This window comes from Tepidanaerobacter syntrophicus (assembly GCF_001485475.2).
Classification (GTDB): domain Bacteria; phylum Bacillota; class Thermosediminibacteria; order Thermosediminibacterales; family Tepidanaerobacteraceae; genus Tepidanaerobacter; species Tepidanaerobacter syntrophicus.
Genome location: NZ_DF977003.1, coordinates 18920 through 33682 on the forward strand (window position 1 = coordinate 18920; position 14763 = coordinate 33682).

The 14763-nt window shown below is 38.5% G+C and carries 11 protein-coding genes and 1 tRNA gene; 10 read left to right on the forward strand and 2 right to left on the reverse strand.

What is annotated here, in order from left to right; translation table 11 throughout:
- Positions 1-27 precede the first annotated feature (27 nt).
- Genes TSYNT_RS09015 through TSYNT_RS09025 form a run of 3 tightly spaced genes read left to right on the forward strand, consistent with a single transcriptional unit; the run spans position 28 to position 3756 of the window.
- Entirely contained in the window at positions 28-1173 is a 1146-nt protein-coding gene (locus TSYNT_RS09015) for a murein hydrolase activator EnvC family protein (RefSeq protein WP_059033296.1), read from the forward strand.
- A gap of 58 nt (positions 1174-1231) precedes the next feature.
- A complete protein-coding gene (locus TSYNT_RS09020; RefSeq protein WP_059033298.1) occupies positions 1232-2482 on the forward strand; it encodes a S41 family peptidase in 1251 nt (416 codons plus the stop codon).
- 14 nt (positions 2483-2496) lie between these two features.
- A complete protein-coding gene (locus TSYNT_RS09025) occupies positions 2497-3756 on the forward strand; it encodes a PDZ domain-containing protein (protein WP_059033300.1) in 1260 nt (419 codons plus the stop codon).
- Here TSYNT_RS09025 and TSYNT_RS09030 read toward each other — a convergent pair.
- Positions 3753-4427 carry an Asp/Glu racemase gene (locus tag TSYNT_RS09030; RefSeq protein ID WP_373877535.1) on the reverse strand — a complete coding sequence of 225 codons (675 nt, stop codon included), beginning with the start codon at positions 4425-4427 and terminating at the stop codon, positions 3753-3755. The two genes, TSYNT_RS09025 and TSYNT_RS09030, sit on opposite strands and share 4 nt — an antisense overlap.
- 207 nt (positions 4428-4634) lie before the next feature.
- Between TSYNT_RS09030 and TSYNT_RS09035 the strand changes: the two genes are divergently transcribed.
- From TSYNT_RS09035 to TSYNT_RS09060, 6 genes are all read left to right on the forward strand, one after another.
- A complete protein-coding gene (locus TSYNT_RS09035; protein ID WP_059033305.1) occupies positions 4635-4832 on the forward strand; it encodes a hypothetical protein in 198 nt (65 codons plus the stop codon).
- Between the two features lie 75 nt (positions 4833-4907).
- Positions 4908-5612, forward strand: a complete 705-nt coding sequence (locus TSYNT_RS09040) for a helix-turn-helix domain-containing protein (RefSeq protein ID WP_059033306.1) — start codon at positions 4908-4910, stop codon at positions 5610-5612.
- Positions 5609-6490 carry an IS3 family transposase gene (locus tag TSYNT_RS09045; RefSeq protein ID WP_272947409.1) on the forward strand — a complete coding sequence of 294 codons (882 nt, stop codon included), beginning with the start codon at positions 5609-5611 and terminating at the stop codon, positions 6488-6490. The genes TSYNT_RS09040 and TSYNT_RS09045 overlap by 4 nt, the downstream gene beginning before the upstream one ends.
- Positions 6491-6660: 170 nt before the next feature.
- Positions 6661-8658 carry an excinuclease ABC subunit UvrB gene (gene uvrB, locus TSYNT_RS09050; RefSeq protein WP_059033310.1) on the forward strand — a complete coding sequence of 666 codons (1998 nt, stop codon included), beginning with the start codon at positions 6661-6663 and terminating at the stop codon, positions 8656-8658.
- Positions 8659-8682: 24 nt separating this feature from the next.
- Entirely contained in the window at positions 8683-11505 is a 2823-nt protein-coding gene (gene uvrA, locus TSYNT_RS09055) for an excinuclease ABC subunit UvrA (RefSeq protein WP_059033312.1), read from the forward strand.
- A gap of 59 nt (positions 11506-11564) precedes the next feature.
- Positions 11565-14006 (forward strand): U32 family peptidase, encoded by a 2442-nt coding sequence (locus TSYNT_RS09060; protein ID WP_059033314.1) that lies wholly within the window; start codon positions 11565-11567, stop codon positions 14004-14006.
- A 9-nt stretch (positions 14007-14015) separates the two neighbouring features.
- Here the strand turns inward: TSYNT_RS09060 and TSYNT_RS09065 are convergent, their stop codons facing one another.
- Positions 14016-14270 (reverse strand): pro-sigmaK processing inhibitor BofA family protein, encoded by a 255-nt coding sequence (locus tag TSYNT_RS09065; protein ID WP_059033316.1) that lies wholly within the window; start codon positions 14268-14270, stop codon positions 14016-14018.
- A gap of 277 nt (positions 14271-14547) precedes the next feature.
- Between TSYNT_RS09065 and TSYNT_RS09070 the strand changes: the two genes are divergently transcribed.
- Positions 14548-14634 (forward strand) — tRNA-Leu (locus TSYNT_RS09070).
- The last annotated feature ends 129 nt before the right edge of the window (positions 14635-14763 follow it).

Consider the following 14763-nt stretch of genomic DNA (forward strand, 5'->3'; position numbering starts at 1 on the left):
AGCATCTTATAAGGAGTGAAGTCGAACATGGGAGGCAAGAGAAAGCAAAAAATGCTGGCAAGTGTTTTGTTGCTGGCAATTGCTTTGACGGTGGCATCACCTGCAGCATTTGGCGATATCAATGATTTGAAGAAGCAGCAGCAAAATATAAACAATCAGATACAAAACATAAGGAATAGCATAAAACAGGTTGAAGATGCAAAAAAAGATGTAAGCCAAGAGCTTACGTCGCTAGAAATAAAGTTAAGCAACGCAGAAAAGGAATTGTCGACAGTTGAAGCAAAGCTTCAGGAAACACAAACAAAATTAGTCAATGTTACTGAAGAGCTAAAACAGGCAGAGGCTAAGGTAGCCGAACAAAAAGATGATCTTAACACTCGAATGAGAGCTCTCTATAAGACTGGGCCTGTAGATTACATAGAAGTTATATTAGCATCTTCCAGTTTTTCTGATTTTTTAACAAGGCTTGATATGGTAAAGCGAATCATTGAGGCAGACAAAAACCTGCTTGCAGAGTTTAAAGCAAGACAGGAAGAAGTTGAAGCTAAAAAAGCTGAATTAGAAGAACAGCAGAGAATTATTGCGCAGCAACGCAGAGACATAAGCAGCCGACGGGCAACTATCGTAGCTTATCGAGGAGAACGCCAGAGGCTGATGACTGAACTTGAAAAACAAAAAGCGGAATATGAGCGTCAAGAGGATCAACTACTGAAAGATTCTGAGAACCTGAGAAAGCAGATATTAGCCTGGGAGTCAAAAAACAAAAAAGGATTTTTCGGAACCGGAATATTTCAGTGGCCTGTCCCAAGTTCGACAAATATAACTTCTGAATTTGGCTGGCGCGTCCACCCGATACTTAAGACAAACCGGTTTCACGAGGGTCTGGATATAGCAGCATCTACAGGAAGCGATGTAGTAGCTGCAGATGACGGTGAAGTTATTTTTGCAGGTTCTTATGGTGCCTATGGCAATACAATTATAGTAAGTCATGGTGGTGGTATTTCAACGCAATATTCTCACCTTTCCAGGATTCTGGTAGCCGAAGGGAAAAAAGTGTCAAAAGGCGACAAAATCGGATTAGTTGGCAGTACAGGCTGGTCTACGGGCCCACACCTGCACTTTGGTGTAATTAAAAATGGAGAGGTAGTAAACCCATTAGACTGGGTAAAATAACAAATATTAAAATAAGCTTTAAAACAATAATGCTAAAATTGCGTTAGGTGGTATACATATGCGAAAAAATAATTGGAAGCATATCTCAAGAATAGCGATATTGTGTTTAGCAATATCGCTGTTTTCGTTTTTCATCGGAACAACCGTAGGCGGAAAACAGCTTAGGGAAGTAAATGCCAAAAATGATGCAAGCACCCTTTTAACTCAAGTCAAAGATGAACATGACAGCCAAGACCTAAAGGCTGTTTCTGAGGTTATACAAATAGTAAAAGATAAATACATCAAAGATGTAGAAATGGAAACTTTAACTAGTGGAGCCATAAAAGGAGTAATAGATTCTCTTGGCGATCCATATTCAGTTTTTATGAATAAAAAAGAGTTTCAAGATTTTATTTCATCTCTCGAGGGAAGCTTAAGCGGGGTAGGAATTGTTCTGGGTATTGATGATTCGACACAAGACATCATTGTGGTATCCCCAATAAAGGGAAGCCCTGCACAAAAAGCCGGCATCTTACCCGGCGATATAATAGTTAAAGTAAACGACACGGAACTTTCAGGAAAAACTCTTGATGAAGCAGCTGGAATGATTAGAGGCGAGAAAGGCACCAAAGTAACTTTGTATATCAAAAGAAACCAGAATTCAGATCTTATAAAATTGGAATTAGTAAGAGATGATATTCGCATAAGCACTGTTGACTATAATATCGTTGATGATGCTGCAAAGATCGGCTATATACGCATTTCGTTTTTTGATTCTCAAACATATAACGACTTTAAAATAGCATTAGATGCACTGCAAAAACAGAAAATAAGAGGACTTGTAATAGACTTACGCGATAATCCTGGCGGCTCCCTTGATGAAACGGTAAAAATTGCTGACGAAATCCTTGGCGAGGGATTAATTGTCTATACTGAGGGGAAAAACGGAAACAGGCTTGGAGAATATTTTTCTGATGAGAGCAAGACATCTGTGCCCATAACAGTAATGGTTAATGAAAACAGTGCTAGTGCTTCAGAAATTTTAGCAGGCGCTATCCAAGACCATAAAGCCGGTAAATTAGTTGGCGCAAAAACCTTTGGCAAAGGCTCTGTGCAGGAAGTTTTTTCTCTTGAAGACGGCAGTGGAATGAAAATAACAATTGCCAAGTACTACCTGCCAAGTGGCAGATGCATCGATGGAAAGGGGATAGAACCTGATTTTTCGGTTAAAAATCCTGAGGGCTCCAACTCTTTTGACCTTTCAAAAGAGAAAGATGCACAACTTTTAAAAGCTATAGAAGTAACAAAGTCTTTATTTGATGTCAAATGACAGGAGCGGTAAATATGTTTCCTCTAGGTAGGATACTCGTTTTAATATTGCAGGGGATTCCAACTGCTATCTTAAACCCATTTTTTTGGCTTGTAATTTTTATTGCATGGAATCAGGCTAGAAAAAGCGCTTCTTTAGAAAAAAATTTATTTGGAGTTACAAAAACTAATCCATTGCATAAAGCAGTATGGGCTACACTTTTTGGAATTGCTGGAGGAATAATCGGAAGTTTGATAGTTATTCTATTAGGGATAAGTATAACACAAGCCGGCATAGCATATGTATGGCCTCTTGCTATAATTCTTGCCTTAATTAGCCCACACCTGATGTGTTTTTCTTATGCAGGTGGGCTATTAGCGCTTTTTTCACTTCTCACAGGACTCTTGGATATTGATGTAGCCGGTCTTATGGGACTCGTGGCAGCGCTTCATTTTGTCGAAAGCCTTCTGATATTCTTTTCCGGCCATAAAAATCCAATACCGGTTTTAGTAAGAGACGAACGCTACGGGATTATAGGAGGATTTTCGCTTCAGGAATTTTGGCCTGTTCCAATAATGCTCCTAGCTATATTGACAGGAAATTTTCAAGCAATAGACATGCTTCAAATGCCCGATTGGTGGCCTCTAATCAAGCCGCCGGTAAATATTGCTGAAAATCTCAATGTAATTTATTTTATGATTCCGGTGGTTGCGGCTTTAGGATATGGAGATATAGCATTAACAAAGAAACCGAAAGAAAAATGCAAGTCTTCTGCTGCAAATTTGTTTGCTTTTAGCATTACGCTTTTGTTGTTATCGGTTTTAGCTTCACGGCTAAGATTGTTTGCATATGCGGCAGCTGTTTTCGCACCGGCAGGTCATGAATTCTTAATAATTACCGGCAGAAAAAATGAGCAGGCAAGTGAGCCCTTGTTTGTGCCTCCTATTCACGGCGAGATGGTTCTTGATATAATAAAAAACTCTCCGGCAGAAAAAATGGGATTAAGTTCCGGAGATATAATTCTTTCGCTGAATGGACAAGATTTGGATGAACCGGGAAAAATACATGAAATTTTAATGGAATATCCACCGTTTATATGGCTCACAGCAAGGAGTCTTGACGGAACATTAAAAAAACTTGAATTTAACCAGTTCCCTAAAGGCATAAGCGACTTAGGGGTGATTTTAGTTCCAAAAGGAAACACAGGTTCTTATGTAGTTATGGAGGAAGGCGGGCTGCTGAGAAAAAAGTTGAAAGCTCTTTTTAAAAAGCGTCATCAAGAAGAAATGACCTAAACAAGTATCTTAAGCATTTCAACTGCAGGGTCTATAATTGGAATTTTTACTTCTTTTAAAAGCTCTGCCTGCAGATAGGGTAGATGAGTACAAGCTAAGATTAAACCATCGGATGCAAATTCCTTTGCTGCAAGAGAAACAAGATTAAACTCCAAGATAATTGACCGAGGGTCATTGCCGCTTTCAATAGCTTTAATAACCGGCAACATGGATATGCCAATAATGTCTATTGATGGATTTACTTCATAAAATATGCGTTCAATCGAAGAAAGACATTGACCGTTAGCAGCCCATATGGCAATTTTATTATATTTTGAGGCAAGTCTTTGGTAAACATCTAGCGGAGTTACTATCTTAGAATTTTGACACGCATCTTTGATATATCTAACATCTATTGCTGCGGAAAGGGAATTGCAATAGATCATGGTGCGAAAAATGTTTTTTTCCTCAAAATCATTAATAATTCCCAATACTTTTTGAGTAAGAGAGTCAGAATTTAAAAATTGAAGGCGATTTTGTTCTTCAGGGCTTGAAGCGGTAGGTACTCCTATTGCTCTAAACCCGTTTTTTAATATAAAATCTACTCCCATCTGTGTATCTACAGGTGTCCCGGCTATGACTCCTATTGTCGGCGGATTATAATTTTTTAGATTGAAGGTCAATTTACTCACCTCATCTTAATTATAGAGTAATTACATTATTGTTTCAATGATTGGAAGAAATAGAAACTTTTTAGAAAATATATGACATTTTTGATTATAAATACTTGATGGAAAGTTTAATATATGCTATAATGATTGTGAAAGATATAACGCTCACATTATAATTTAGTTTGAGCTTTATTTATAGAACTTTTTTAGGAAAAAGGAGGCTTTTTTATGACAAGAGAAGAATATTTGGAGCATGAAAGGGATATGCTGCTCAGAGCTTACACTTCTGCATCCGAAAAAGAAAAAAAGGATATTATGATGAAGATAGTAAACATTGATACACAGTTTCGTAATAGAGACAGTTTTGGAACAAAATCTAACGGTTTCTTCACGCGCAGAAGAAACAAAATAATTTACGTTAATTAAGTCGGGTGATATGATACTTCCAAAGTAGACAGTCTAATTAATTAAAATTAGATTATCTACTTGGAGGTATTTTTTATGGGAAGAAAAGCAAAGTTTAGTAAGGAAGTAAAAATACAAGCTTGTAAAGATTATGAAGAAGATAAGTTTAGTTTTAAGAACATTTCAAAAGAAATTGGAGCTAATGAAGAAACTGTTCGTAGATGGTATCTAACATATAACGAACACGGGCCTAGTGCTTTTGAAACATCAAACAAAAATAGCACATATAGTCAGAAATTTAAGCTGTCAGTGGTAGAAGAATATACCTTAGGTAAATATTCACTAGCAGACCTATCCGCCAAACATAATATTGCTACTGGAATTATCCGCACCTGGGTTAATAACTGGTATAATGGTATAGAAATAAAAGATTATGCTCCTAAAGGAGATGTCTATACCATGAAATCTAGAAAAACTACATTTGAAGAGAGATTAGAAATAGTTAAATGGGTTATTGACAATAATATGAGCTACAAAGATGCAGCTGATAAATATGGGGTTGCTTATGCGCTTGTATATAGATGGACAAGAGCATATATAAACAAGGGACCAGAAGCATTAAAACATAAAAAGCGTGGGCCAAAACCGAAATCAGAAATTGATGAAAGTAAATTAACTGAAGTTGAGAAATTAAAGCTTGAACTTGAGAGAGAAAAAGCATTAAGAAAAAGAAGAGAATTTGAACTGGAAGTTCTTAAAAAAAAAGAGGAATTCGAAAAGAAACTTCGCTATCGAAAATAAGACATGAAGCAGAATACAAAACAGTAGACTTTTTCAAAGAAAAAGGTTACCCAGTAACCAAGATATGCGAAGTTCTAAATATTTCAAGAAGTGGATACTACAAATACAAAACTAGAGTCAAACCTGAAAAAGAAAAACAGGATGAGTTGATTTGTTCGTTAATCACTGAATATCACTCAACTTTTGATGGAATTTTAGGGTATAGAAGGATGACAATGTTCATAAACGAACTAAATCAAAAATCATTCTCTGAAGGCTATGTACATAGACTCATGAGAATTTTGGGTGTTTCAGCTAGAATTAGAAGAAAGAAAGTTAATCGTATTAGAGTAAAACCAGAGTATATAAAAGAAAATATATTAGCAAGAGATTTTGCAGCTAATGCTCCTAATGAAAAGTGGCTTACAGATGTAACTGAATTTTCAATTCCAGGAGATAGTAGAAAGCTTTACTTAAGTCCAATTATGGACCTTTACGACAACAGTATTATTGAATATGAGCTATCCTTCAAAAACAATAATCAGCTTGTATTTAAAATGTTTGGCAGAGCAACTAAAAAGTATCCCGAAGCTAAACCAATATTTCACAGTGACAGAGGATTCCAATACACTAGTAATATCTTTAAAAATAAAATTGAAGAAGTTGGAATGACTCAAAGTATGTCTAGAGTTGGTAAATGTATAGATAATGGGCCTATGGAAGGATTTTTTGGTACTTTAAAAGCTGAAATGTTTTATGGAAAAACTTTTAAAACACTAGAAGAATTAAAGGATAAAATAATTGAATACATTAAGTTTTACAACGAAGAAAGGTTTCAAAAAAGACTAGGATGCATGGCTCCTTTAGAGTATAGGAACCAAGCATCCAAATGTGCATAAATTTTAATTAAATTGATTGTCTACTTGACAAGGGTCAGTTCAGGGTTATCCCGACTTTTTCTTTTGCACTGAAATTTAAGGCAAACAAAAGTTTTGTTTTATTCTTTACACCCTTTTGCAGTATGTTATAATAAAAGTTGCGGTATCTCTTTAGTTTAGAAGGTGAATTTATGGGAAGCTTTAAGGTTATTTCGGAATACATCCCCCGAGGAGATCAGCCAAAAGCAATCTGTCAGCTTACGGATGGGATTAATAAAGGCTATAAATTTCAAACACTTCTTGGTGCAACCGGCACAGGCAAAACCTTCACAATAGCACATTTGATTGAAAAAGTCCAGAAGCCGACGCTTGTTATAGCTCACAATAAGACGCTAGCAGGCCAGCTTTATAGCGAGCTTAAAGAATTTTTTCCAAATAATGCTGTGGAATACTTTGTAAGTTACTATGATTATTATCAGCCGGAGGCATACATTCCCCAAACCGATACTTATATAGAAAAAGACGCATCAATAAATGACGAAATTGATAAGCTTAGACATTCAGCAACATCGGCTCTTTTTGAACGCCGGGATGTGGTAATTGTGGCAAGCGTGTCTTGCATATATAGTCTTGGTTCTCCAGTGGACTATAAAAATCAAGTGGTTTCACTCAGACCGGGCATGGAAATAGACAGAGATGAGGTAATAAAAAAGCTTGTCTTGATACAATTCGACCGTAATGAAATAGACTTTCACCGCGGCACGTTCCGCATTCGTGGCGATGTCTTAGAGGTATTTCCGGCTTCTTTTACTGAAAGGGCTATACGTATTGAATTTTTTGGCGATATAGTAGATCGAATTCTTGAAGTTGATACGATGACTGGAGAAATAACAGGTGAACGCAACCATGTGTCCATATTCCCTGCGTCCCATTATGCAACTCCGAAGGACAAAATAGAAGCTGCTGTAAAATCAATCGAAAGCGAACTTGCACAGCGACTTAAAGAGCTAAAAAGTCAGGATAAAGTTCTTGAAGCTGCAAGGCTCGAACAGCGAACTAAATATGATATTGAGATGCTTCAAGAGATGGGTTACTGCAAAGGCATTGAAAATTACTCAAGACATCTGTCGGGACGAAAAGCCGGAGATGCACCATTTACGCTGCTTGACTATTTCCCTAAAGATTACTTAATTATTATAGATGAATCCCATGTTACTCTGCCCCAGATTCATGCCATGTGGGCAGGTGATCGTTCAAGAAAGGAAGCATTGGTAGAACACGGGTTTAGGCTGCCGTCGGCATTTGACAACCGCCCTTTGACTTTTGAAGAATTTGAAGAGCGCATAAACCAAGTAGTTTTTTTATCTGCCACACCGGCCGAATATGAGCTTACTAAAAGTTCCCAAGTAGTTGAGCAGATTATTCGTCCTACCGGTTTAGTTGACCCGGAAGTTGAAATTAGACCGATTAAAGGGCAGATCGACGACTTAATAGGAGAAATTAAGCAGAGGGCCAAGAATAATCAAAGGGTTTTAGTTACTACTCTCACTAAAAGAATGGCAGAAGATCTGACTGATTATCTAAGAGAAGCAGGTATCCGCGTTAGGTATCTTCATTCTGAAATCCATACATTGGAACGGCTGCAAATAATACGAGATTTAAGGCTTGGAAAATTTGACTGCCTCGTAGGTATCAATCTTTTAAGAGAAGGATTGGATTTGCCGGAGGTTTCGCTAGTAGCGATTCTTGATGCTGACAAAGAGGGATTTTTGCGTTCCGAAACTTCCCTTATCCAAACTATCGGCAGGGCAGCCAGGAATATAGACGGGAAAGTTATAATGTATGCTGATACAATTACACAATCCATGGCCAGGGCAATAAATGAAACTAACCGCCGGCGCAAAATTCAATTGGAATATAATAAGAAACATGGTATAGTGCCTACAACAGTCCAAAAAACGATAAGAGAACCTATAGAAGCCACAAAAGTTGCAGAAGATGAGGCGGATTACTTACCTGAGAAAGACATCGAAAAGATGAGCAAAAAAGAGCTTAAAGCTCTTGTTGAAAATCTTGAAAAAGAAATGCAGGAAGCAGCAAAGCGGCTTGAATTTGAGAAGGCTGCTGAGATACGTGATATCATATTTGAGATAAAGGCTGAAAAGCTTAGCGTAGTAAAGACAAAATAGTACAGGGTGAGTGAAAGCGATTAGATGGATAAAATAATAGTTAAAGGTGCAAGAGAACATAACCTTAAAAATATAGATGTAGAAATTCCGAGGGATAAGTTAGTAGTAATTACTGGACTTTCTGGTTCGGGAAAATCTACATTGGCTTTTGATACAATATACGCCGAGGGGCAGAGGCGTTATGTAGAGTCTCTTTCGGCTTACGCCAGACAATTTTTGGGCCAAATGGAGAAACCGGATGTTGACTATATAGAAGGTCTTTCACCGGCCATATCCATTGATCAAAAAACTACCAGCAAAAATCCGCGTTCTACAGTTGGAACAATCACGGAAATTTATGATTATCTGCGTTTACTGTATGCAAGGATAGGCAAGCCTCACTGCCCGAAATGCGGTAAAGAAATATCACAACAGACCGTAGATCAGATGGTTGATGCGATAATGGAACTGCCGGAAGGAACTCGCATCCAAATATTAGCTCCGGTTGCCCGGGGAAAAAAAGGCGAGTTTCAGAAAATGCTTGAAAAAATCAAAAAAAATGGCTTCGTAAGAGTCAGAGTCGATGGCGAAATAAAAGATATAAGTGAGGAAATAAAGCTTGACAAAAATAAAAAGCACGATATAGAGATTGTCATCGACAGGCTTATTATAAAGCCGGAAATCGAGTCAAGACTTGCAGATTCTATAGAAATTGCCCTCTCCCAATCTGAAGGCTTGGTTATAGTAGACGTAATCGGCAAAGAAGAAATGCTTTTCTCACAAAAATTTGCGTGTGCAGACTGTAATATAAGCTTGGAAGAACTTACACCAAGAATGTTTTCCTTCAACAGTCCTTATGGAGCTTGTCCGGTGTGCGACGGTCTGGGAATTAATATGGAAATAGATCCGGATCTTGTAATACCTGACAAAGAAAAATCCATAGCCGAAGGGGCTGTAGAGCCATGGAGCAGCACTCCTGGAGGATATTATTATCAAATGCTCATGGCTGTGCTGGATCACTATAATCAAAGCCCGGAAACTCCAATTAAGAATTTGCCTAAAAATGTTGTAAATACCATTCTTTACGGCTCAAAAGAACCCATTGAGTTTTATTACGAAAGCAGGTTTAGCGATAATACCAGACATTATAAGGGAAATTTTGAAGGTGTGATAAATAATTTAAAACGACGTTACAATGATGGAAATTCTATGTATTCTAGAGAAGAAATAGAAAGATACATGAGCACAAAACCATGTCCTGCGTGTAACGGTGCAAGGTTAAAGCCTGAAAGCTTGGCAGTTACAATTGAAAATAAATCCATTGCTCAGGTAACTGCATTTTCAATAAATGAGGCTATCAACTTTTTTAAAAATCTTTCTCTAACCCCGAGAGAGGAAATAATAGCACATCAAATCCTCAAAGAGATTCATAATCGCCTCCAATTTTTGGTTGATGTGGGACTTAACTATCTGACCCTTGATCGAGCTTCAGCGAGCCTTTCGGGCGGTGAATCTCAGAGAATACGTCTTGCAACTCAAATTGGGTCAAGGCTTGTGGGTGTACTATATATACTTGATGAACCTAGTATTGGCCTTCATCAGCGGGATAATGAAAAACTTTTAAAAACACTAAAAGACTTGCGCGATCTTGGAAATACCGTCATAGTTGTAGAACATGACGAAGATACCATCAGAACAGCAGATTATGTAGTGGATATTGGGCCCGGCGCAGGCGAAAACGGTGGCAAAGTAGTTGCATGCGGAAGTGCAAAAGATATTCAAAAGGTGGAAGAATCCATTACCGGCCAGTACCTTAGCGGTAAAAAGAAAATTTCTGTTCCGAAAAACAGACGAAAACCTTCAGGTTCATGGCTTGAATTAAAAGGGTGCAGAGAACACAATTTAAAAAACATAGATGTTAAGTTTCCCTTAGGGCTTTTTACCTGTGTTACCGGAGTTTCAGGTTCGGGAAAGAGCACATTGGTAAATGAAATACTTTATAAGTCATTGCGAGCAAAACTTTATCGCTCGAAGGATTTACCGGGAGATTTTGACAAAATAATTGGAGCTGAACAAATAGAAAAAGTTATAGATATTGACCAATCGCCAATAGGCAGGACGCCGCGTTCGAATCCTGCAACATATACTAATGTGTTTAATGACATAAGGGAAGTTTTTTCAATGACTCCTGAAGCACGTATGAGAGGATATAAACCGGGCAGGTTTAGTTTTAATATAAGCGGTGGTCGCTGCGAAGCCTGCAAAGGTGATGGCATAATAAAAATTGAAATGCATTTTTTGGCTGATATATATGTGCCTTGCGAAGTATGCAAAGGTAAACGTTATAACAGAGAGACACTTGAAGTAAAATACAAGGGCAAGAATATAGCTGATGTATTGGACATGACGGTAGATGAGGCTCTGAAATTTTTTGACAGCATTCCCAAAATCAAGCGGAAACTTGAAACACTGCAAGATGTAGGTCTTGGGTATATAAAATTGGGTCAGCCGTCTACTACGCTATCCGGCGGAGAAGCCCAGAGGGTAAAACTTGCTACAGAACTTTCTAGAAAAAGCAATGGCAATACGATTTACATTTTGGATGAGCCAACAACAGGACTACACCCGGATGATATTCGAAAACTCTTAAATGTACTGCAGCGTCTAGTTGACGCAGGAAGTACAGTTATAGTTATTGAGCATAATTTGGATGTTATAAAAACAGCAGATTATATAATAGATTTAGGACCTGAAGGCGGGGATGAAGGCGGAGAAGTGATAGCCGTTGGCACTCCGGAAGAAATAGCCAAGAATCCTCGCTCATACACCGGCGAGTTCTTAAAGAAAACTCAAAAATTACGTGCTTAATTCTATAGAACGACGATGCAGTAGATGAACAGGTAGTTTATTGAAAGGATGCTTTGTTTATGATGGAGCTTTTAGCACCTGCAGGCAGCCTTGAAGCCTTTGAGGCTGCTGTGAAAGCCGGAGCTGACGCTGTGTATATAGGCGGCAGTGCTTTTAATGCGCGCCAGTATGCCGATAATTTTAATGACGGCAACTTAAAATATGCCTTAGATTATGCCCATTTAAGGGGCGTTAAGGTATATATTACAGTTAATACACTTGTGCGTGATGACGAATTTAAAACACTGGTACCTTATCTTGAGATGCTATATGAAAGCGGTGCTGATGGAATTATAGTGCAGGATATAGGCGTAGCCGCTCTGATAAGGCAATACTTACCAGATATGCCGCTGCATGCTAGCACACAAATGACAGTGCACAACTCTTATGGCGCTGCTGCCCTAAAATTACTTGGTTTCAAGCGCATTGTGCCTGCCCGGGAGCTATCACTGGATGAAGTAGCTGACCTTGCCGATATAGACGGTTTAGAAATAGAAGTTTTTGTACATGGTGCAATGTGCTACTCATATTCCGGGCAATGCCTTATGAGCAGCTTTATGGGAGGCCGCAGCGGCAACCGAGGCCGTTGTGCCCAACCCTGCCGTATGGCATATTCACTAGTTCGGGAGGGCAGCCGAATATCATCGTCTCAGCATCTGCTGAGCATGAAAGACATGTGCCTGATAGATGAGCTGCATGTGCTGTCCGAAGCGGGGGTATCAGCGCTTAAAATAGAAGGACGTATGAAAAGTCCTGAGTATGTAGCCATAGTGGTATCGAAATACAGAAAAGCACTTGACAGGATGGAGACCGGTATAAATCCTCTAGCCGATGAACAGGACAAAATGCAGCTTATGCAAGTGTTTAATCGTGGTGGATTTTCTAAAGGTTATATTTATGGCAAATCTGGCATAAATATGATATGTCCGGAAAAGCCTGATAACTGGGGAGTTCCTCTTGGCTGCATCAAAAGCTATGATGCTCATCGAAACATGGCAAATATAAAGCTTGAGGCGCCTCTTGCTTTGGGCGATGGAATAGAGATAAGGCAAAGCGACAAGAGTACTGGCCAGATAGTAACATATATGGAAGATGTAAATGGTCCTATAAAGGAAGCCCCTGCAGGCCGCTATATTTTGGTGCGAATAAACAGCCCTACGCCGCAAGGTACTGCAATATATAAAACACTGGATACAAATTTGGATAAAAAAATAAAAGCATATATCAAAAAAGCCGAAAGGTATATAGGTTTAAAAGCTGAAGTTAATCTTATTGAGGGAAAACCGCCGTCAATCGAGGTTTGGGACAGTGACGGTAATAATGTTAAATGCACAGGTACGGAAATTGTGCAGTCAGCGAGAAATGCAGCACTGCAAAAAGAACGTGTTATAGAGCAAATAAAGCGGGTAGGAGATTTACCATTTAACTTTAATAATATAGACGTTAATATTTCGCCTAATGCATGGATACCCATATCGGTGTTAAACGCTCTGCGTAGATCTGCCATTGAAGAGCTTGTAAACCGGCGCATAGATAAAAAACACAGGCAACCGGTAGTTATAGAATCCCATATGCCGCCTATACCGTATATGCAGCAATCATATAAATGCAAAAAACCTGCTATATTTGTTATGCTAGACAACCTAAGCCTTGTTTCATCTGCCATCCAGGCAGGAGCTGATGGCATCTATCTGCACATAAGCGCAAAAGAAGCTACTGGCGCCAATACTGCACAAATTGCCAGATTATGCAAAGATGCCGGCATAGAATTAATTTGGGTCTTTCCGCGGGTAACGCGCAATATCAGGTTTAGTGCCATAAGAGAAGCTCTGTTATATATACAAAAGCTTTATAGCGGCGTATTGGTTTCAGATATAGGCCAGCTTAACTGCACTAAAGTAGCGGGGATAGCTGAAATATACGGCGATTACAGCTTGAATATATTCAACAGTAACGCAGTCCAAACCTATGCCAAGATGGGAATAAAGCGCTTTATGCCCTCACTGGAACTTACGCTTTCACAAATAAAAGAGCTGCACACCAGTATCCCAATGGAACTTATGGCGCACGGCAACATACCCCTAATGGTAGCAGAAGGTTGTCCGATAGGCTCGGTTTGCAATAACTTTAACTTGTCACACTCTTGTTCTAGACCCTGCCTAAAACAGCACTACAGCTTGCGCGACCGCAAAGGCGAGCTTTTACCTATAAGAACTTATGTTGATAAATACGGCTGCCATATCGAGATAGAAAATGCGCATCAAATGTACATGGCTGATAAAATAGATGATTTATTATCGGCTAAGCCTTACAGCTTGCGCTTAAACCTAAATGGTTATGATAGTAATGAGCTAATGCGAACAGTAAAAATATACAAACAAGCCATAGACAAACAAGGCGAAATAACACGATGCACATTCGGCAAAATAACTAGAGGGCATTATTATAACGGAGTAGATTAAATCTTTTAATTATAAATAGTTTGCGATAAGTAGTATTATGACGCCAGGTACACCTAAAAAGCCAACAAGCAGCGCTGTAAGCGGCGTGATGGGAAGCGCCAAGCCAAAGAAACCACCTACAAGATTTAAAAGCAGCAGCGTCAAACCGCCTATTATGCCGTTATATATAAGCCGCCATGCTATCTTTATAGGTATTACCAAAAGCATTCCCAATATATAAAGCACTACTAACGCGATAAAAAAGGTAAATATCGAGCCGAGCATAAAAAAGCCTCCTTCTGGGTTAAGATTGTAATTCCCTTTATTTATTATATATCAAAACAGCACAACATAAAGCAATTTTATAAATTTTTCTTTTTTTAAGCAAGTTGTAATTTACATGAGTTAGTTATCCTTAATGCCTGTAATTACATTTTTTCAACTCCTAAGATTGTCTGCAAAACAGAAAAAGTCATGTGATTTCAGAAAGATTAGATGTTGAATTCCTTATATGAATATGGTATTATAAATAATGCATTGATTACCAAAAGCAACGCAATAAGCCGAAGTGGTGGAATTGGCAGACGCGCTAGATTCAGGGTCTAGTGTCCGCAAGGATGTGCGGGTTCGAATCCCGCCTTCGGCACCAGATGAAAACAAGACGTAGAAGAAGATTTTGATCTTTTACGTCTTTTATTTTTTTACCAGCTAATTTTCCTAAAGATGATTTTTTATTTGCTTTTTTAGATTTCGAATTTATATTTTACATATATGCAAT

Excerpts from the sequence above, each read along its gene's own strand:
- TSYNT_RS09025 (WP_059033300.1), top strand. The coding sequence starts at position 2,497 with ATGTTTCCTCTAGGTAGGATACTCGTTTTAATATTGCAGGGGATTCCA.
- TSYNT_RS09065 (WP_059033316.1), bottom strand. The coding sequence starts at position 14,270 with ATGCTCGGCTCGATATTTACCTTTTTTATCGCGTTAGTAGTGCTTTAT.
- TSYNT_RS09020 (WP_059033298.1), top strand. The coding sequence starts at position 1,232 with ATGCGAAAAAATAATTGGAAGCATATCTCAAGAATAGCGATATTGTGT.
- uvrB (WP_059033310.1), top strand. The coding sequence starts at position 6,661 with ATGGGAAGCTTTAAGGTTATTTCGGAATACATCCCCCGAGGAGATCAG.
- uvrA (WP_059033312.1), top strand. The coding sequence starts at position 8,683 with ATGGATAAAATAATAGTTAAAGGTGCAAGAGAACATAACCTTAAAAAT.
- TSYNT_RS09060 (WP_059033314.1), top strand. The coding sequence starts at position 11,565 with ATGATGGAGCTTTTAGCACCTGCAGGCAGCCTTGAAGCCTTTGAGGCT.
- TSYNT_RS09040 (WP_059033306.1), top strand. The coding sequence starts at position 4,908 with ATGGGAAGAAAAGCAAAGTTTAGTAAGGAAGTAAAAATACAAGCTTGT.
- TSYNT_RS09035 (WP_059033305.1), top strand. The coding sequence starts at position 4,635 with ATGACAAGAGAAGAATATTTGGAGCATGAAAGGGATATGCTGCTCAGA.
- TSYNT_RS09015 (WP_059033296.1), top strand. The coding sequence starts at position 28 with ATGGGAGGCAAGAGAAAGCAAAAAATGCTGGCAAGTGTTTTGTTGCTG.